Annotated in this window: 18 protein-coding genes; 7 read left to right on the forward strand and 11 right to left on the reverse strand. The window is 42.7% G+C overall.

The window, feature by feature from the left end; all coding sequences use genetic code 11:
* Nucleotides 1-47: 47 nt before the first annotated feature.
* The gene (locus E2R65_RS13600) at nucleotides 48-596 is read left to right on the forward strand and encodes a type 1 glutamine amidotransferase domain-containing protein (protein WP_134337034.1); all 549 of its coding nucleotides are present in this window, start codon (nucleotides 48-50) and stop codon (nucleotides 594-596) included.
* A 165-nt stretch (nucleotides 597-761) separates the two neighbouring features.
* Entirely contained in the window at nucleotides 762-2,234 is a 1,473-nt protein-coding gene (gene crtD / locus E2R65_RS13605; RefSeq protein ID WP_134337035.1) for a 1-hydroxycarotenoid 3,4-desaturase CrtD, read from the forward strand.
* 102 nt (nucleotides 2,235-2,336) lie between these two features.
* Here the strand turns inward: crtD and E2R65_RS13610 are convergent, their stop codons facing one another.
* Nucleotides 2,337-2,792 carry a nuclear transport factor 2 family protein gene (locus E2R65_RS13610; RefSeq protein WP_134337036.1) on the reverse strand — a complete coding sequence of 152 codons (456 nt, stop codon included), beginning with the start codon at nucleotides 2,790-2,792 and terminating at the stop codon, nucleotides 2,337-2,339.
* 83 nt (nucleotides 2,793-2,875) lie between these two features.
* On the opposite strand from E2R65_RS13610, the gene E2R65_RS13615 reads away from it, so the two are divergent.
* On the forward strand, nucleotides 2,876-3,094 hold the full coding sequence (locus tag E2R65_RS13615) for a DUF433 domain-containing protein (RefSeq protein ID WP_262712269.1): 219 nt from the start codon (nucleotides 2,876-2,878) through the stop codon (nucleotides 3,092-3,094).
* 133 nt (nucleotides 3,095-3,227) lie between these two features.
* On the forward strand, nucleotides 3,228-3,476 hold the full coding sequence (locus E2R65_RS20020) for a DUF5615 family PIN-like protein (protein WP_373867800.1): 249 nt from the start codon (nucleotides 3,228-3,230) through the stop codon (nucleotides 3,474-3,476).
* On the opposite strand, the gene dnaA is transcribed toward E2R65_RS20020, so the two are convergent.
* From dnaA to E2R65_RS13630, 3 genes are all read right to left on the reverse strand, one after another.
* A complete protein-coding gene (gene dnaA, locus E2R65_RS13620; RefSeq protein ID WP_121248810.1) occupies nucleotides 3,463-4,887 on the reverse strand; it encodes a chromosomal replication initiator protein DnaA in 1,425 nt (474 codons plus the stop codon). The two genes, E2R65_RS20020 and dnaA, sit on opposite strands and share 14 nt — an antisense overlap.
* A gap of 305 nt (nucleotides 4,888-5,192) precedes the next feature.
* Nucleotides 5,193-6,740 carry an acyl-CoA mutase large subunit family protein gene (locus E2R65_RS13625; protein ID WP_134337037.1) on the reverse strand — a complete coding sequence of 516 codons (1,548 nt, stop codon included), beginning with the start codon at nucleotides 6,738-6,740 and terminating at the stop codon, nucleotides 5,193-5,195.
* A 5-nt stretch (nucleotides 6,741-6,745) separates the two neighbouring features.
* Nucleotides 6,746-7,276, reverse strand: a complete 531-nt coding sequence (locus tag E2R65_RS13630) for a DUF7935 family protein (RefSeq protein WP_134337038.1) — start codon at nucleotides 7,274-7,276, stop codon at nucleotides 6,746-6,748.
* Nucleotides 7,277-7,368: 92 nt separating this feature from the next.
* Here E2R65_RS13630 and E2R65_RS13635 point away from each other — a divergent pair, with 92 nt between their 5' ends.
* The gene (locus E2R65_RS13635) at nucleotides 7,369-7,722 is read left to right on the forward strand and encodes a HesB/IscA family protein (protein WP_134337039.1); all 354 of its coding nucleotides are present in this window, start codon (nucleotides 7,369-7,371) and stop codon (nucleotides 7,720-7,722) included.
* Between the two features lie 53 nt (nucleotides 7,723-7,775).
* On the opposite strand, the gene E2R65_RS13640 is transcribed toward E2R65_RS13635, so the two are convergent.
* Entirely contained in the window at nucleotides 7,776-8,501 is a 726-nt protein-coding gene (locus E2R65_RS13640; protein WP_134337040.1) for a TlpA family protein disulfide reductase, read from the reverse strand.
* 145 nt (nucleotides 8,502-8,646) lie between these two features.
* Here E2R65_RS13640 and E2R65_RS13645 point away from each other — a divergent pair, with 145 nt between their 5' ends.
* Nucleotides 8,647-9,885 carry an ABC transporter permease gene (locus tag E2R65_RS13645; RefSeq protein ID WP_134337041.1) on the forward strand — a complete coding sequence of 413 codons (1,239 nt, stop codon included), beginning with the start codon at nucleotides 8,647-8,649 and terminating at the stop codon, nucleotides 9,883-9,885.
* Nucleotides 9,886-9,960: 75 nt separating this feature from the next.
* On the opposite strand, the gene E2R65_RS13650 is transcribed toward E2R65_RS13645, so the two are convergent.
* The 6 genes from E2R65_RS13650 to E2R65_RS13675 all read right to left on the reverse strand — a co-directional run bounded on the left by E2R65_RS13650 (nucleotide 9,961) and on the right by E2R65_RS13675 (nucleotide 16,847).
* Nucleotides 9,961-11,247 (reverse strand): EndoS/ChiA family endoglycosidase, encoded by a 1,287-nt coding sequence (locus E2R65_RS13650; RefSeq protein ID WP_134337042.1) that lies wholly within the window; start codon nucleotides 11,245-11,247, stop codon nucleotides 9,961-9,963.
* A 397-nt stretch (nucleotides 11,248-11,644) separates the two neighbouring features.
* Nucleotides 11,645-12,382 (reverse strand): tyrosine-protein phosphatase, encoded by a 738-nt coding sequence (locus tag E2R65_RS13655; RefSeq protein ID WP_134337447.1) that lies wholly within the window; start codon nucleotides 12,380-12,382, stop codon nucleotides 11,645-11,647.
* A 4-nt stretch (nucleotides 12,383-12,386) separates the two neighbouring features.
* Complete coding sequence (gene rfbB / locus E2R65_RS13660) at nucleotides 12,387-13,439, reverse strand: dTDP-glucose 4,6-dehydratase (RefSeq protein WP_134337043.1); 1,053 nt, start codon at nucleotides 13,437-13,439, stop codon at nucleotides 12,387-12,389.
* A 15-nt stretch (nucleotides 13,440-13,454) separates the two neighbouring features.
* A complete protein-coding gene (gene galE, locus E2R65_RS13665) occupies nucleotides 13,455-14,474 on the reverse strand; it encodes a UDP-glucose 4-epimerase GalE (protein WP_134337044.1) in 1,020 nt (339 codons plus the stop codon).
* Between the two features lie 76 nt (nucleotides 14,475-14,550).
* Nucleotides 14,551-15,537: a UDP-glucuronic acid decarboxylase family protein gene (locus tag E2R65_RS13670; RefSeq protein ID WP_134337045.1), complete on the reverse strand. Its 987-nt coding sequence runs from the start codon at nucleotides 15,535-15,537 to the stop codon at nucleotides 14,551-14,553.
* Nucleotides 15,537-16,847 (reverse strand): UDP-glucose dehydrogenase family protein, encoded by a 1,311-nt coding sequence (locus E2R65_RS13675; protein WP_134337046.1) that lies wholly within the window; start codon nucleotides 16,845-16,847, stop codon nucleotides 15,537-15,539. Before E2R65_RS13675 ends, E2R65_RS13670 begins: the two co-directional genes overlap by 1 nt.
* 65 nt (nucleotides 16,848-16,912) lie before the next feature.
* Here E2R65_RS13675 and E2R65_RS13680 point away from each other — a divergent pair, with 65 nt between their 5' ends.
* Nucleotides 16,913-18,127 carry a 3-deoxy-D-manno-octulosonic acid transferase gene (locus E2R65_RS13680; RefSeq protein ID WP_134337047.1) on the forward strand — a complete coding sequence of 405 codons (1,215 nt, stop codon included), beginning with the start codon at nucleotides 16,913-16,915 and terminating at the stop codon, nucleotides 18,125-18,127.
* Nucleotides 18,128-18,142 lie beyond the last annotated feature (15 nt).

Consider the following 18,142-nt stretch of genomic DNA (forward strand, 5'->3'; position numbering starts at 1 on the left):
TTTAAACCACCTGTAGTTAATATACAAAAAATATAAAAACTACCATTATGGCTGATTTAAGTAATAAAAAAATAGCAATACTAACCGAAGAAGGATTTGAGCAGGTTGAATTAACCAGCCCTAAAGAAGCGCTGGAGGCTGCGGGCGCTACCGTGCACATTATTTCGCCAAAAAGTGGCAAAATTAAAGCATGGGATAAAGATAAATGGGGAATTGAAATTGATGTAGATAAAAATCTGAGCGATGCCAATCCGGATGATTATGATGCGCTGGTATTGCCTGGTGGTGTTTTAAACCCCGATAAGTTGCGCCAGAATAAAGATGCCATTGCATTTACCTCTGCATTTTTGGATGAAGGTAAGCCGCTTGCCGCTATCTGCCACGGCCCCCAGTTACTGATAGAGACCGGGATGCTGCAAGGCCGCAGGCTTACCTCATATCCATCGCTGCAAACCGACCTGAAGAACGCCGGTGCCGATTGGGTTGATGAAGCGGTAGTTACCGACAATGGCCTGGTTACCAGCCGTACCCCCGCCGATCTGGAAGCCTTCAATAAAAAAACCATAGAGGAAATTAGCGAGGGAATACATGCGTAATCCGCTGCAAATCATAGTAAAGTGATTAAGGATAATATTGAACACTAAATATTAAATTTCGAATATTGAAGTTTTAAACTTTATCATTCGATGTTCGATATTGGGTGTTCGATATTAAATTTCATTCCCCTTCAGGGGGTTAGGGTTTCTTTTTATCTTTACCCCATGCCTCAACAAAAAGCTGTAATTATTGGTGCTGGTATAGCAGGGATCGCGGCGGCTATCCGCTTGGCAGTTAAGGGATACACAGTTGAAGTTTATGAGGCTAACAGCTACCCGGGTGGCAAGCTATCCCAATTTGAGCAGAACGGTTACCGCTTTGATGCCGGGCCAAGCCTGTTTACCATGCCGCAATATGTAGATGAGCTTTTTAAGCTGGCCGGTAAAAATGCGGCCGACTACTTTGGTTACCAAAAGCTTGATGTAGTTTGCAAATACTTTTACGAGGACGGCACCCGCCTGAGCGCTTATGCTGATACTAAGCAATTTGCAAAAGAAATTGAAGATAAAACGCAGGAACCCGCCGCTGCCATTATTAGGCACTTAGCTAATAGCCGCGACATTTACGATATTACGAATCACGTTTTTTTAGAAAGATCCTTACATCGCTTAAAAACCTTTTTGAGATGGGATACCATACGGTCGATACTCAGATTCCCGCAGATAGACCCGTTCAGGACCATGCATAAAGCCAACTTATCAGGATTTAAAGACGCCCGTATAGTACAATTTTTCGACCGTTATTCGACCTATAACGGCTCTGATCCATACCAGGCACCTGCTACCCTAAATGTTATCCCGCATCTGGAGCATCACTTTGGAGCTTACTTCCCGGATGGCGGCATGTACAGTATAACGCAAAGCCTGGTAAAGCTGGCAGAAGAGTTAGGGGTACAATTCAAGTACAATTATAAGGTTGACGAAATAGTGGTCATCAACAGCGTAGCTAAAGGCATCCGTGCAAAAGGTGAAGATATTTTGGCTGATGTGGTGGTATCAAACATGGACGTATGGTTCACTTACAACCGCTTGCTGAGTAAACATCCAAAACTACATCCTAAGAAAATACTAAGCCAGGAGCGCAGCAGTTCGGCATTGATATTTTACTGGGGCATCAACAAGCAATTTCCGGAGCTTGATCTGCATAATATTTTTTTTAGTGCTGATTACCAAACAGAGTTCGACCACATCTGGAACCAGCAGGACATTTACCACGACCCAACCGTTTACCTCAACATCAGTTCGAAATATAAAACAGATGATGCCCCCGAAGGCTGCGAGAACTGGTTTGTAATGATCAATGTACCGGCTAACAACGGGCAGGATTGGGACCAGCTCATCGCTACTGCGCGTAATCACATTATGAATAAACTATCCCGCTTACTCCATCAAGATATAGGTAAACTAATTACTACCGAAAGCATTCTTGACCCGCGGGGTATCGAAAATAAAACGTCATCATACAAAGGTTCTATTTACGGTACCAGTTCTAACAGCCAGTTTGCAGCCTTTTTAAGGCATGCCAACAGATCATCAAAAGCGGCGGGATTATACTTTTGCGGCGGCAGTGTACATCCGGGCGGCGGGATCCCGCTATGTTTGTTATCGGCAAAGATCACCGCCGGCTTTGTTAAATAATGATGTGCATCTAAAAAGCCACCTGCTTTTAAACATTATTTTACGCCTACAACAAAAATTTCTGTAGCAGCCATTCATGTAAATAACGTTTGGAAAAGCTAACTACCCGGGGCAATTATCCGTACGCCTGGTATCTACAATATAAATGATCTTCCAGCCGGATTTGGTTTTCATCAGCTGATAAAAATCAACTCCGCAATGGCTGAATTTGCTGCCCAGGTAAAACTTATAAGGTGTCCAGGCGCTGGCCAGCGGGCCGTCAATTTTAATGTCGCCCCAGGTAATGCGCTCGTCCCAAATTTCCTTGTGCGGCGTGCCTACGGCTTTTATAAAACCATCGGGTTTTTCGTTCTCAAGCACCATGCTTCCGTCTTTTTTGGCACCTGCACTTTGGAAAACAATGCCCTCCGCAAATACAGATCTAAGCAGGGAACTATCGCCTTTACGCATCGCATCAAACATGGTTGTAATTGTTTTTTTAATATCTTCTTTATCTGTTTGGCAAAAGGCGGGGGCTGATAGCGCTATCAGCAGGGCAGCAAGGAATAGTTTTTTCATAATGAGGCTGTTTGGTGAAGGCAATTTAAATAAAAGTTTTTTATATAAGTTTGTATATCATGCAAATAGATTACTGAAAATATATTGAAGTTGACCCGAACATCCGTTTTGGAAAACCTGTGATCATGGGTACACGAATTACTGTTTATGACGTTTTGCAATGGCTGGCATCAGGTATAACGCATCAAAATATAGTTACCGACTATCCCCAGTTGAATGAAACCCGAATTTTGGCTTGCCTTGCCTATGCTGCCAATAAAGAACGCATTACAAAAGTGCATAGCAATGCGTTTAATTGCTGATGAAAATATTTCCTGGCGTTTAAAAAAAAATTCATACCTCAGTGGGATATTCTGCCTTCTAAATGAAATTAAGACAGACTTTAGATTAAGCGATAAGATGATATGGAAATTTGCCAAAGCAAACTAATTTGCCATTTTAACTTTTGATGAAGACTTTCCAGATCTTCAAAACATATATTTCTATCAACCCAAAATCATCTGGCTGCGTACCGGTAATGTTGCAACGGCAGAAGTTGCAGCTTTGCTTTTAAAATTTGAAGATCGTATCAATAATTCCTGGAGGATAACGAATCCGGGATCTACAAAATTCATAATTAACCAAAAAAGCCCTGCATTGCTGCAAGGCTTTCTCTTATTTAATACGTCATTTACGACATTTTGAGTTTCTTTTGGATATCGGCTACGTAGCCTTTAAATTTTTTATCGGTATCTATTAAATCTTCTACCGTTTGGCAGGCGTAGATAACAGTAGAGTGATCACGACCGCCAAAGAAGTGGCCGATTGATTTTAATGAGCTTTTGGTGTGTGCCTTAGCCAGGTACATAGATATTTGGCGGGCCTGTACAATTTCGCGTTTGCGGGTTTGTGATTTTACCATTTCTATCGGCACTTCAAAGTACTCGCAAACCAGGCTCTGGATGTATTCCATCGAGATTTCCTTGGCCGAATTTTTCACAAAATTCTTCAGCATTTGCTTCGCCAGGTTCAGGTCAATCTCTTTACGGTTAAGGGTTGATTGCGCCAATAAGGATACCATGGCGCCTTCCAGTTCGCGCACGTTATTATCAATATTGTGGGCAACGTACTCTACCACATCGTTTGATAATTCGATACCATCCTGGTAGATCTTATTTTTAAGGATGGCCATGCGGGTTTCCAGATCAGGGATCTGCAGATCTGCAGAAAGGCCCCATTTAAAACGCGATAACAAACGCTCTTCTAAACCGGCCAGATCCTTGGGCGCTTTATCTGAGGTGATGATCAGTTGTTTGCCGCTTTGATGCAGGTGGTTAAAAATGTGAAAAAAGAAATCCTGCGTTTTTTCTTTACCGGCAAAGTTGTGTACATCATCCATGATCAGTACATCTATTGCCTGGTAAAAGTTCACAAAATCATTTATGTTATTGTGCTTCAATGCATCAACAAATTGCTGCGTGAATTTTTCGCAGCTTACATACAGTACCAGTTTATCGGGCAGGGTGCGTTTTATCTCGTTACCAATGGCTTGTGCCAGGTGGGTTTTACCCAGGCCTACGCCACCATATATCATTAAAGGGTTAAATGATGTGCCGCCCGGTTTGGCTGCAACAGCATAACCTGCAGAACGCGCCAAACGGTTGCAATCGCCTTCAACAAAATTCTCGAAGGTATAGTTGCGGTTTAGCTGCGGGTCTACATTCAGCTTTTTAAGGCCCGGTATTACAAACGGGTTCTTAATGTCCTTATTAATAGAAATAGGTATTGGCATAGACTGATTTTTAGATTCAGCACCATTCCCATTCGAGGGCATGTTAGTAGTATATGGTTTGCTTGACGATTGCTCAACAACAATGTTATATTCCAGGCGGCCTTCGTCGCCCAATTGCTTTTTTATTGTTTTGCGCAGCAAGCCCACATAATGCTCTTCCAGCCACTCGTAAAAGAATAAACTTGGTACCTGTATCGTTAAAACGCTACCCTCCATACGCAAAGCTTTGATTGGTTCGAACCAGGTTTTAAAGCTTTGTGCCGGTATGTTGTCTTTTATGATCTGAAGGCAGCTATTCCAAACGTTAGTACAAGTTTTTTCCATATTGTTATTCAGTAATATCTTGATTTCCAGTCTCCCAGACGGTCAATTTTTCGGCCGTTTCGGAACATCGAATATTCTAAAAAAAAGCGGATTAAAAAACATATTTCATGAAATATATTTATAAAAATTACGCCTTTTTATTGCAAATATTAAAGTTATTAACACTATATTTCGCATGCAGAAGCCACTTTTATGCATCAGTTTTACCGTATGGCGCTTTTAAAAGTTACAACACCGTTTTGTGAAGAATTGTGGATTAATTTATTAGCAGGTGTTTCTAAAATTCCTTAATTAAGAATTTTTTTTTAATACTCTCCAAACACATCCCGTAGTGTATCGGCTATTTCGCCAAGTGTTGCATAACACTCCACTGCAGTTAAAATATAGGGCATCAGGTTATCTTTGCTACGGGCAGCTGATGTTAAATTTGCCAGTGCTTTTTCAACCTGTATGTTGTCGCGCTCTTCTTTTAAACGGATAAGTTTATCCATTTGTTGCCTGCGGATGGCATCATCTACCCTAAACACGGGTGGGTTCACCTCTTCGGCCTGTGTAAATTTGTTAACGCCTACCAGTATCTGGTCGCCGCTCTCGATATCGTTTTGATATTGGTAAGCAGCAGCGGCTATTTCCTGTTGTATATAATCCTGCTCAATAGCTTTTACGGATCCGCCCATGGCGTCTATCTTATCTATATATATCTGCGCGGCGGTTTCCAGCTCATCGGTTAAAGCTTCTATAAAGTATGAGCCTGCCAAAGGGTCTACCGTATCGGTAACGCCGCTTTCAAAAGCAATGATCTGCTGAGTGCGCAGGGCTATTTTAGCTGCGGCTTCGGTTGGTAAAGATAAGGCCTCATCGTATCCATTGGTATGCAGCGATTGTGTGCCGCCAAGTACGGCAGCCAGGGCTTGCATACTTACGCGCACCACATTGTTCATGGGTTGCTGCGCCGTTAAGGTAGAGCCCCCGGTTTGGGTATGGAAACGCAGCTTTTGCGCGCCGGCATCTGTGGCGCCCAAATTTTGGGTGATATGTGCCCACATGCGGCGCGCCGCACGGAATTTAGCTATCTCTTCAAAAAAATTATTATGGCAATTGAAAAAGAAGGAAAGGCGCTTGGCAAATACATTGATATCCAGCCCTTTTTCTAAGGCAGCCTTTAAATAGGTTTTGCCGTTGGCCAAAGTAAAAGCCAGTTCCTGCACCGCGGTTGAACCAGCTTCGCGGATGTGGTAGCCCGAGATAGAGATGGTGTTCCACTTGGGCACTTCCTTACTGCAGTACTCAAAAATATCGGTAATGAGGCGCATAGACGGGCCCGGCGGGTAAATATAGGTGCCCCTTGCTGCGTACTCCTTTAATATATCGTTTTGTATAGTGCCCGAGATCTGTTTCAGATCGGCCCCCTGTTTTTTGGCTAAAGCAATGTACATGGCCAGCAGGATGGATGCCGTGGCATTAATAGTCATGCTGGTGGTAATATCCTTCAATTCAATGCCTGCAAACAGTATCTCTATATCCTTTAAAGAATCTATGGCTACGCCAACTTTGCCTACTTCACCTTCAGATAGCTCGTGGTCGCTGTCGTACCCTATCTGGGTGGGCAGGTCAAACGCTACCGAGAGGCCCATAGTGCCCTGGCTTAATAAATAATGATAACGTTTGTTGCTTTCTTCGGCGGTAGAAAAACCGGCATACTGGCGCATGGTCCACGGTTTGCCGCGGTACATATCCTTTTGAATGCCGCGGGTATAAGGGAACTGGCCGGGTAATTCATTCATGCCCGATGGCTGGGTATAAACCTCCTTCAGTTCGATCCCCGAAATGGTGGTGAATTTTTTTTCGGCCATGATGCTTAAAATATATGTTCCAGATCTTTACGTACCAGGCTGGTTGCAATTTCATACGGGTCATCTTCCAGCTTACTTAAATGGGTTAGCAGCACCCTGCCAAAATCAAGCCCGGTAGCATTTTCGGGCATGGCCTTCACGGCGTTATTAACCAGGTTCAGGGTATCTTCTTTAGTGCGCTTTACAACGGCCCAGGCCTGTGCGCTTACGTAAATTTGCTGGGTAACATTATGCTGATACTCGGTACGGATCTCGTTTAATATGATACTATGCAATTCGGCAGCGCTGTAGCTATTGCCATTTAAGCGCACAAGCAGGTTAGCCGGGTTTATCCTGTCTATAAACAAAACCAGGCGCTCATACGCCTGTAAACGCAGCGGGAGTGTTTGGCCGCTAATGGCCTTTTTAAGTTCGAGCGCCTGTAGGTTCTGGCCTTTATCCAGGTAGGGTTTAAACAAATAAAAGGCTATGTATATCACGCCGATACCGGCTGCGGTGTATTTTAAAACATCTAATAGTAAACTGTATAACTGCATTTATGGTTAATGTTAGGCAGAGGTCATAAATAATCCGGCCGGTGCAAAAATCCGCATTTTACCTTATATTTGTGTAGTTAATTAAAAATAAGATGAGCGCTATTGTTGAAACCCTAACCGCACCTGTAACCTTTACCACAGGTGCCGTAAAAGAACTTTTTAAATTAAGAGACCAGCAGGAACTGAGCGATGATTTTGGTTTGCGCATTGGTGTGGAAGGCGGCGGCTGCTCTGGCATGAGCTATGTTTTAGGCTTTGACCAAAAGAAAGACGGCGACCAGGAGTTTTTAATAGACGGCATTAAAACATACATGCACAAGGCACATGGCTTGTATCTGGCCGGTATGCAGATAGATTTTCAGGATGGTTTAAACGCCCGCGGCTTTACCTTTAATAACCCCAACGCGGCCAGTACCTGTGGTTGCGGCACATCGTTTTCGGTATAATTATAAAGTTAAATGATATTTTAAAGGCCCTGATCAGGGCCTTTTTTGTGTGATTATATTTTACTGCTTTCTTCAATTGCCTTTTTTAAGTGTTTAACACTCCCACCGTAACCGGTAGAGCTAAAACGGATGATTCCCTGCGGATCGACAACTACACTTGTTGGATAGCCTTTAACATTAAAGTCGTTACTGTATGACCGGCCATCGGCAACCTGCATATAATTAAACGGCGTTTGCTTTAAAAAATCTTTTATTTCCCAGCGCTGGTCAAGGCATACGGCTATAAAAACAACATTTGGGTTTGTAGCATAATCGGCAACAATTTTATTTAGTTCGGGAATCTCTGCCTTGCAGGGCGGGCAGGCGATAAACCAAAAATTTAAAACAATGGTTTTGCCCTGCAATTCTTTCGGATCTATTTTTTTGCCGGTGATATCTCTTGCTTTAAACATCTCCATTTTTGCCCCAACCGGGAAAGATTCGCTTTGTTTGGGCAACCGCATCATTGATTCTCTTAATTCAATATCGGCAGCGGTCATTCTCACCAGCCTCATGGTATCTCTGCTTTCCGAAGTGCTCTTTAATGTATATCCGCCACTATTAAGTAAAGCCCTCCAGCTATCCCTGGGCAAAACCGCCCCGGCCGAGTCAATGATTATTTTATTATTTAAAAATGATTCCGGGCGTTCAACTGTGTTGCCGGTTACCGGGGTTTGCTGCGATTGGGCACTTAGCGCAAATGCGGCGATAATGATCAGGAGTGATAAGGTTTTTTTCATAAAAATTCTGATGTAACAGTATGATGAAGTTACTACAAGTTTTGATTACTGCATCCTACTAAAATAATGTTTTAAATAAAGGGCCTGCTGTAACAAACCGCTCCCTCCCATAGTCATACCATCGAGTTTTTTATATATTTATGCCATGCCGGTAAAAACATCCTACAAAGAAAATATAGCTATTGCCCTGCAATCCATTAGTGGTAACAGGCTGCGCACATCGCTTACGGCGCTGATTATAGCTATTGGTATTATGGCCTTGGTTGGTATATTAACCGCTATTGAAGGCATAAAGCAATTTACCAATGATGCCTTTGCCGGGCTGGGCGCAAACTCCTTTACTATACAAAACCGGGGTAGCGGCATTAGTTTTGGCAACGGCGGGCACCGTAAAATATACCCCGCCATTAGTTATGACGAGGCCGCAAGATTTGCCAAACTTTACAAGCTCCCCGCACGCATCAGCATAGATCTGAGTGTTACCGGTACAGCCATCGCCAAATACAACAGTATTAAAACCAATCCTAATATCTCTGTAACGGGCAGTAACGATAATTACCTGGCGATAAAAGGGCACAAACTTGCTTTTGGCCGTAATTTTTCGTCGTCCGAGCTGGAGCACGGCGCCAATGTGGTTATTATTGGTGATGAATTAAAGCAAAAGCTATTTAAAAATGAGGACCCGATCAATAAATCAATTTTACTGGGCAGCAGCAAATTCAGGATAATTGGTGTTGTGGCACCCAAGGGCAGTAACAGTTTCGGCGGCGATAAATTCTGTATTATCCCGGTGCAAAAGGCAAGGCAAATTGCAGCTACTTCAAAGCCATCCTTTGGTGTAACGGTAAACGTAAACAGCCCTGATGTACTGGATGCCAGTATAGGCGAGGCAACCTCCCTGATGAGAAATATACGTGGCATCCGTTTAGGCCAGGCAGAAAACTTTGAAATATCCCGCAGTGATTCTATCCAACAGGAATTATCCGGCCAGTTAGCTGGTATTACCCTTGCCGGTTTTGCCATTGGGGCCATTACCCTAATAGGGGCTGCTATAGGCTTAATGAACATTATGCTGGTATCGGTAACCGAGCGTACCCGCGAAATTGGCTTGCGCAAGGCCATTGGCGCCACACCATCGGTAATTCGTAAACAATTTTTAATTGAGGCTATTGTGATATGCCTGATGGGCGGTTTCGGCGGCATTATTTTGGGTATGGGCGCCGGCAACCTGATAGCTGTGCAAATAAGCGGGACATTTGTTGTACCATGGTTTTGGCTTTTTGCAGCAATTGGCCTGTGTACATTTATCGGGCTGTCATCGGGGTTTTATCCGGCAAAAAAAGCATCTAAACTCGATCCGGTAGAAGCTTTAAGATACGAGTAAGCTATAAATAATAAAAGCGCCTGGCTGCATAAATGCAACCGGGCGCTTTTATTGAACCGAAGTTTTTTATAGCAGTTAATTGATCTTAACAGAATTTACCACATCATTTGCACTTGGCAACAGCTTGGTAAAATCGGCATTGGATGTTGTTAACGCCCATGAAGTGCCGCTTAAGTTTGTGCCTTTATACATGGTCATGGTCCACCCGGTTGGCAATTTTACAGATGATGCCCAGTTACCTATAAAGCCATATGTTTTTAACTGGGTAAGTGTGTAGCTGCCTTTAGGTATTGCCTTGGTTGCAGTTAAGCCGTATTGTGTATCCTGGTAAAAAACAGCGCCGGTTGCAGCAGTTACCGGGGCAGATAACGCGCGCAGGATATTATTTGAATAAGCCGAATCTACATTGGCGGCATACACCATAATGCCGGCTTTATTACCGTTTGTTGGCTGGAATTTTGCCGCAGCTATACCATTTGCCTGGTTGTTATAATCTTTTACTAAACCAACCATTGTTTTTTCTGCACCGATGTAATTTGCCCATCTGTAAAACCTTTGTGTATTATCTTCAAAATACCCCTGGTCAATAACAAAATTCATATAGCTGGCTACATCTACAGATTGCCCGATTGCAAAACCTGCCTGCCCGCCATCATAAATAGCGGCAGTGTAAACTGTTGTGGTTGGCTTGGTTGATTTTGGGCCGAAGTATTTACCAAACTCTTTAATTAAGTTGACATAGTTGGCATTAGCAGCTGTACTGCCCAGATGCTCTACATCCAGCCCGATACCATCCATATTTAATACGTTAGTTACGCAGCTATCTAAAAAAACGGCAAACTGCTGATAGCTTTTTTTGATGCCGTTATAGGTGGTAAAAGGTGTGGTGGTATTCCAGCTGGTTTGGTCGTCAACATTAATTATCACTTTTACGCCGCGTGCCTGTAAAGTATGAATATCATTAATGATAGACCGGTAGTTTTTATAATAACCACTCAGCATAATGGTACCGGGATAGGTATAATGGGCGGTATCTGCAAGTTCCCAGGGGGTACCCTCAAAAACAACCACAATATTGGCTGATTTTGCAAAATCAAGCATACTTAATTTTACCGCCGGGCTACCTGTTGGGGTTGCATCAAATGTGTAGTAGGCTACCTTATTATTTGTTGTAGCAGGGATAGGCGTTGATGATGAAAAAGTGGTTAGTTTATTAATAGCTGTATTACCAGCCCCCGGCCCCGGATCGTTTTTTATTTGGTTTTTAGAACAGGATGTGAGCATGATACTCAGAACGAATATCATGGTTAAAACTTTGCTCCATGCACTTTGCACATTCTTTTTTGTGTTTTGGTTTCTCATAACAGTGGTTTTTATTTGGTTTATATTGGTTCCTCTTAAAAAAATACAATAGTTATCCCGTAAACTGTTAATAAACAGATCATCCCGGGCCTAAGCCGCATTACTGCAGCAAATGAGAAGTGCTTAGATTAAAAAAAATAGTTTGATATTTTTTTTAAATTGTTTGAAGTGCTTTTTAAAATTGGTGAAAAAGCATTGCATTTCAAAATATTAATTTAAAATTTATTAATTTCTAAAACCAAAGGTTTTAACACGCCAATTTCGAATAGATTTTGCTTTCAAATTACAGCAATTAACAACAAGTTGGCATTGCATATTCACGCAGATTTGGAAAAGTACCGGGAAATAATGTGGGATGGAAAAGATATGCTTTAAACCAATTGCATTTGCAAAACGTTTAAAGCATCACATTTTTTAAGGGATAATCAAAAAGGAGTTTTTGTATATACGGCATAGCGAGTGTGCTTTCAAAGGCGGCGGCATGGCGGGGGTGGTGCATATCGCTCGATATAAAATCAACTATCTGGTTATCTACCATTTCTTCGGCTATCTTTTTAGCATGCTTACCGTAATATCCCGATAGCGCAATGGTGTTTAATTGCAGGTTGCAGCCCCAACTGCGTATGGTTTTCATTTGCTCAATATCCATGTAACCATATCGCTCGGGGTGGGCTAAAATAGGTTTATACCCCATATCCTTCATTTTTTGGATAACCGGGATAAGGTTTGGCGGCTGATTAATGAATGATAGTTCGAACAGCACATAGTTATCGCCCATGGTTAAAACTTTGCGGTCTGTTAGCCGTTTTTCAAAGGTTTCATCAAAATAATGCTCTGCCGCGGCAGATATATCAATGTCGATATTTTGCTTTACCAGCTCTTCTTTAAGTAAAGCAAGCGCGTTGCCAATGCTTTCTGCATCGTTACGATAATAATCTATCATAATATGCGGAGTAGCAATTATTTTTTTGATGCCAAGCGACATCATTTTTCTGATCAGGTAAACAGAATCTTCTAAAGTTTGTGCGCCATCATCAATGCCGGGCAAAACATGCGAATGCATATCAGTAACTACAGTGCTGTAATCAAATGTTACTGCTTTTTTTGATTCCTTTTTTTTAAATAGTCCAAACATCTCTCTACCTGTCGTTGTATTGCCCCTGGTAGTAATCCTGGTAATGGCCACTGGTAACATCATTTAGCCATTGCTCGTTTGCCAGGTACCAGTCAACCGTTTTCTCCAGGCCTTCTTCAAAGGTTATTGATGGCTCCCACCCTAATTCATCCTTAAGTTTGGTAGCATCAATAGCATATCTTAGATCGTGCCCGGCACGGTCTGTTACGTAGGTTATCAGTTTTGCCGATTCACCTTCTTCACGCCCCAGTTTACTATCCAGTATGGTGCATAACAGTTTAATCAGGTCAATGTTTTTCCATTCGTTATGGCCGCCAATATTATAGGTAGAACCAGCCGCCGCTTTATGAAAAATCACATCTATTGCCCTGGCGTGGTCTTCCACCCAAAGCCAGTCGCGTACGTTCTCACCTTTACCGTAAACGGGTACCGGTTTATTTTGCTTAATATTATGGATAGCCAGCGGTATCAACTTCTCCGGAAAATGGTACGAGCCATAATTGTTGGAGCAATTAGAGATCACCGTGCCCAGGCCATAAGTATCATAATAAGCCCTTACAAAATGATCGGAACTTGCTTTTGATGCCGAATATGGCGAATGCGGATCATAGGCGGTTTTTTCTGTAAACATATCCGTATCGCCCAGGGTACCGTAAACCTCATCGGTAGATACATGGTAAAAACGTTTTTGATCATACTGGCCCTTCCACAGGTTTTTAGCCGCATTAAGCAGGTTAACGGTGCCCACCACGTTGGTATAAACAAACTCGAGCGGGTTAGTAATAGAACGATCTACGTGCGATTCTGCCGCCAGGTGGATCACCGCATCCGGCTGCTCGGCCTCAAACAGATGGTTTACAAATTCAATATCAACAATATCGCCTTTTATAAAACGGTAATTAGGCTGCCCTTCAATATCTTTAAGGTTGGCCAGGTTACCGGCGTAAGTTAACTTATCAAGGTTTACAATTGTATAATCGGGGTAGTTGGTTACAAAGCGACGAACCACGTGCGAGCCGATAAAGCCTGCGCCACCTGTAATAATAATTTTTTTCATGCGAATAGATGTTAATTATAATGGGTTTTGGGCAATATATTTCTCCCAGTTCCATGCCGATGACATCATTGTACTCAGGTCAAGTTCGGCTTTCCAGTTTAATTTTTCGGTTGATTTGCTTACGTCGCCCCAAACCTGCTCTACATCCCCATCGCGTGGCGGCCCTATCTCGTACTTTAGTTTTACGCCGGTGGCTTCTTCAAATGCCTTGATCACTTCCAATACCGAGCTGCCGTTACCTGTGCCAATATTAAACACATCGTAACCGCTAAAGGCGGGCTGCTCCATAAGTTTAATAGCGGCCACGTGTGCCTTAGCTAAATCAACTACATGGATATAATCCCTAACACAGCTGCCATCGGATGTGTTGTAGGTATCGCCAAATACCGTTATCTTTTCGCGTTTACCAATAGCTGCCTGTGTGATAAACGGCACCAGGTTTTGCGGTACACCGTTGGGCAGTTCGCCTATTAAAGCGGTTTGGTGCGCACCTACCGGGTTAAAGTAACGTAATGATGTTATTTTATAGCCGGTACCTGCGGCAACAATATCTTTCAGTATTTCTTCGGCTATTTGTTTGGTATTGCCATAGGGCGATTGCGCCGCTTTTACAGGTGCATCTTCGGTTACCGGCAAAACATCCGGCTGGCCATATACGGTACAGCTTGATGAAAATACAAAATTCAAAGGCTTGCCATCGTAAGCTTTCAGGATATTGATAAGCGAGTAAAAGTTGTTATAATAATACTTTAAAGGCTCCTTAACCGACTCACCAACGGCCTTGTACGCCGCAAAATGAATGATACCGGCAAGATCTGCCTCCTTTGCAGCAAAATCTTTTACAGCTTGTGCATCACAAAGGTCTAACTGGTAAAAGGCAGGCTTAAGGCCTATTATTTTTTCCAGCTGATCTAATATTTTGATGTTGGAGTTTGAAAGATCATCAACAATTATCGGGTCGTACCCTGCATTAATAAGTTCTACAACAGTGTGCGAACCAATAAAGCCCAAGCCGCCCGTTACTAATATTTTCATAGGTAGATAGTTTTAAACGGTTATTACCGTTAAACCTGTAAGGCTGTTTAATAACGCACTACAGGTATAATTGTTACTATTGCTTATTATAGTAAGTAAAATCTTTATGCTGAATCTCCTGCTCTGGCAACGATTTAAAATACTCATAAGTTATTTTTAAACCTTCGCTGCGGGATACTTTTGGCTCCCAGCCTAATATGGCGCGTGCTTTGGTAATATCCGGGCGGCGCTGTTTAGGATCGTCTGTTGGTAAAGGCAGGCTGATCATTTGCTGATCGGTACCGGTTAATTTGATAATCTCTTCACCAAACTCGCGAATAGTGATCTCATCAGGGTTACCAATGTTCATGGGCTGTGCATAATCGCTATGCAGCAGGCGGTAAATACCTTCAATCAAATCATCTACATAGCAAAACGACCGGGTTTGCGACCCATCGCCAAACATGGTTAGCGGTTCGCCGCGCAGGGCCTGGCCAATAAATGCCGGCAATACCCGCCCGTCGTTAAGACGCATACGCGGGCCATAAGTGTTAAAGATCCTGACAATGCGGGTTTCTAACCCATGGAAAGTATGATAGGCCATGGTAATAGATTCCTGAAAACGCTTGGCTTCGTCATATACGCCGCGCGGGCCAACTGTATTTACGTTACCCCAATACTCTTCGGGTTGCGGGTTAACGGTTGGATCGCCATAAATTTCGGATGTTGAAGCGATCAGCATCCTTGCTTTTTTGGCACGTGCCAGCCCAAGCAAATTATGTGTGCCTAACGACCCTACTTTTAAGGTTTGGATAGGGATCTTCAAATAATCTATCGGGCTTGCCGGCGAAGCAAAGTGTAATATATAATTCAATTCGCCGGGTACATGTACAAATTTGGAAACATCGTGGTTGTAAAACTCAAAATTTTCCAGCTTAAACAAGTGCTCGATATTCCGCAGATCGCCGGTTATCAGGTTATCCATGGCAATAACATGGTAATCTTCCTTAATAAACCTGTCGCAAAGATGCGAGCCTAAAAAACCGGCTGCGCCGGTTATCAAAATTCTTTTTCGGTTGGCCATTAGTTAATTATTTTTCTGCCGATACTGTTATAATAAAAGCCCAGATCTATCATTTTTTGCAGGTCGTAAAGATTACGGCCGTCAAATATCACTTTGCTTTTAAGCAGGCTGCCTATCTGTTCAAAATCTGGTGTGCGGAAAGCCGACCATTCGGTAACGATCAGTAAAGCATCAGCATCGTTTAAAGTTTCGTAAGCATCAGCTCCGTAAGTAATTTTATCACCTACAAGTGCCTTTACGTTATTCATACCCTCAGGGTCAAACACGCTGATGGTTGCACCTTCTTTTAGTAATTCATCAATAATATACAAAGCAGGTGCTTCGCGGATGTCATCAGTTTCCGGCTTAAAGGCCAGGCCCCACATGGCAAAGTGTTTGCCTTTTAAGTCGCCGTTATAGTATTTTTTCAACTTCTGTACCAGCACTTTTTTCTGGATCTCGTTAACTTCCATAACCGAGTTAAGGATTTTAAAATCATACTGGTTCTCTTCTGCCGATTTTGCCAGGGCCTGCACATCTTTAGGGAAACAGCTGCCACCGTAGCCAATACCCGAGAACAGGAAGCGGTTACCGATACGGTTATCGGCACCTATGCCCCGGCGCACCATATCAACATCTGCACCAACCAGTTCGCAAAGGTTGGCTACCTCGTTCATAAATGATATTTTGGTAGCCAGGAATGAGTTTGCAGCATACTTGGTTAACTCTGATGAACGCTCATCCATAAATATTACCGGGTTACCCTGGCGTACGTATGGCGCATAAAGCTCGGCCATTAGTTTACGGGCGCGCTCGTCGGTAGTACCTACTACTACACGGTCGGGTTTCATAAAATCTTCAACGGCCACACCTTCGCGCAAAAATTCGGGGTTTGATACCACGGCGCATTCTATATTGGTATTGGCCTTTATAACAGCTGTAACTTTATCTGCTGTGCCAACAGGCACGGTGCTTTTGGTTACGATAACCTTATAATCAGTAACTAATTTGGCAATATCTTTAGCAGCGCCTAAAACGTAGCTCAGATCTGCCGAGCCATCACCACCCGGAGGAGTTGGCAATGCTAAAAATATGATTTGAGCATCAGCAATAGCATCAGCCAAAACATTTGTAAATAGCAGCCTTTTCTGGCTGATATTACGATGGAAAAGCAACTCAAGACCCGGCTCATAAATGGGAAGTTTACCTTCCTGCATCATTTTTACCTTTTGTTCGTTAATATCAACGCAAGTAACCTGGTTACCGGTTTCGGCTAAACATGTGCCGGTTACCAATCCAACGTAACCTGTTCCAACAACAGCTATTTTCATAAATACTTTTTGTTATTAATGTTATTACTTTTATGCCGACGAAGATAAGAATTAGCAATTTAAAAATGCGCTTACTATACAACATTGGCATTACATTATACTACACGCTTGTGTATATAGTTTCATTTTATAAAAATAAAGCCAAATTATGGATAAACGGGCGCAAGTGGCAGCAAGTGCAGCAAATAGAAGCAAGCATCTGGTTTCATTTTGCATCATTAGGCGAATTTGAACAGGGCCGCCCTGTTTTAGAGGCTGTAAAGAGCAGTTATCCGCAGTATAAAATTGTAATAACTTTCTTCTCGCCATCGGGCTACGAAGCCAGAAAAAACACGCCGCTTGCCGATGCTGTGTATTATTTACCCCTTGACAGGGCTGCTAATGCCCGAACTTTTGTTAATACGATAAAACCGGTAATGGCTATTTTTACCAAGTACGAGTATTGGTATCATTTTTTTAACGAATTACACACGCAGCATATACCGCTATATATCATATCGGGCATTTTTAGGCCCGGGCAGGTTTTTTTTAAGTGGTATGGCAGCCTGCACCGCAACATGCTAAAAATGGCGACCTGGTTTTTTGTTCAGGACTCAGATTCTAAACATTTATTGCACGATGCCGGTATTACCAATGTTACTATTAGCGGCGACACCCGGTTTGACAGGGTATGGGCGAATGCACAGCAGCCCAAATCACTCAAATATGTAGCTGAATTTAAAAACGGGCAAAACCTATTTATTGCCGGCAGCACCTGGCCTGCCGATGAAAAGTTGATAGCTAACCTGATTGCCCAACACCCCCATTGGAAATTTATCATCGCACCGCACGAGATTGGAGAGGATAAAATAAACAGCTTGATGAATTTGTTACCAAAAGAAACAACATTAAGGTTTTCCCAAATCTCACATCTCACATCTCACATCTCATGTCTAATCATAGATAACATTGGTATGCTCTCCTCACTTTATCAATATGCAGATATAGCTTATATAGGCGGCGGCTTTGGCGCAGGCATCCACAATACATTAGAAGCCGCGGCCTTTGGCATGCCGGTTATTTTTGGCCCTAAACACGATAAATTTAAAGAGGCAAAAGACCTGGTAAAATTACAAGCAGGCTTCAGCATCAATTCGCAGGAGGAATTAAACCGTATTGCGGGTTTATTAATGAATAATGAAACTACACGGCACGCGGCTTCGGCAACAGCTAAAAAGTATGTTTTTGAAAATGTTGGTGCTACAGATACTATAATGGCTTATATGAAGGAGCAGCATTAGCCCTTTCACCTTACT

The sequence above is a fragment of the Mucilaginibacter phyllosphaerae genome (assembly GCF_004378255.1).
In the GTDB taxonomy this organism is placed as follows: Bacteria; Bacteroidota; Bacteroidia; order Sphingobacteriales; family Sphingobacteriaceae; genus Mucilaginibacter; species Mucilaginibacter phyllosphaerae.

Coding starts and splice junctions, on each gene's coding strand:
- E2R65_RS13625 (WP_134337037.1), bottom strand. CDS start 6,740: ATGGCCGAAAAAAAATTCACCACCATTTCGGGGATCGAACTGAAGGAG.
- E2R65_RS13680 (WP_134337047.1), top strand. CDS start 16,913: ATGCGCTTACTATACAACATTGGCATTACATTATACTACACGCTTGTG.
- rfbB (WP_134337043.1), bottom strand. CDS start 13,439: ATGAAAAAAATTATTATTACAGGTGGCGCAGGCTTTATCGGCTCGCAC.
- E2R65_RS13630 (WP_134337038.1), bottom strand. CDS start 7,276: ATGCAGTTATACAGTTTACTATTAGATGTTTTAAAATACACCGCAGCC.
- E2R65_RS13645 (WP_134337041.1), top strand. CDS start 8,647: ATGCCGGTAAAAACATCCTACAAAGAAAATATAGCTATTGCCCTGCAA.
- E2R65_RS13610 (WP_134337036.1), bottom strand. CDS start 2,792: ATGAAAAAACTATTCCTTGCTGCCCTGCTGATAGCGCTATCAGCCCCC.
- E2R65_RS13670 (WP_134337045.1), bottom strand. CDS start 15,537: ATGGCCAACCGAAAAAGAATTTTGATAACCGGCGCAGCCGGTTTTTTA.
- E2R65_RS13600 (WP_134337034.1), top strand. CDS start 48: ATGGCTGATTTAAGTAATAAAAAAATAGCAATACTAACCGAAGAAGGA.
- dnaA (WP_121248810.1), bottom strand. CDS start 4,887: ATGGAAAAAACTTGTACTAACGTTTGGAATAGCTGCCTTCAGATCATA.
- E2R65_RS13675 (WP_134337046.1), bottom strand. CDS start 16,847: ATGAAAATAGCTGTTGTTGGAACAGGTTACGTTGGATTGGTAACCGGC.
- crtD (WP_134337035.1), top strand. CDS start 762: ATGCCTCAACAAAAAGCTGTAATTATTGGTGCTGGTATAGCAGGGATC.
- E2R65_RS13640 (WP_134337040.1), bottom strand. CDS start 8,501: ATGAAAAAAACCTTATCACTCCTGATCATTATCGCCGCATTTGCGCTA.
- E2R65_RS13635 (WP_134337039.1), top strand. CDS start 7,369: ATGAGCGCTATTGTTGAAACCCTAACCGCACCTGTAACCTTTACCACA.
- galE (WP_134337044.1), bottom strand. CDS start 14,474: ATGAAAATATTAGTAACGGGCGGCTTGGGCTTTATTGGTTCGCACACT.
- E2R65_RS13650 (WP_134337042.1), bottom strand. CDS start 11,247: ATGAGAAACCAAAACACAAAAAAGAATGTGCAAAGTGCATGGAGCAAA.
- E2R65_RS13655 (WP_134337447.1), bottom strand. CDS start 12,382: ATGTTTGGACTATTTAAAAAAAAGGAATCAAAAAAAGCAGTAACATTT.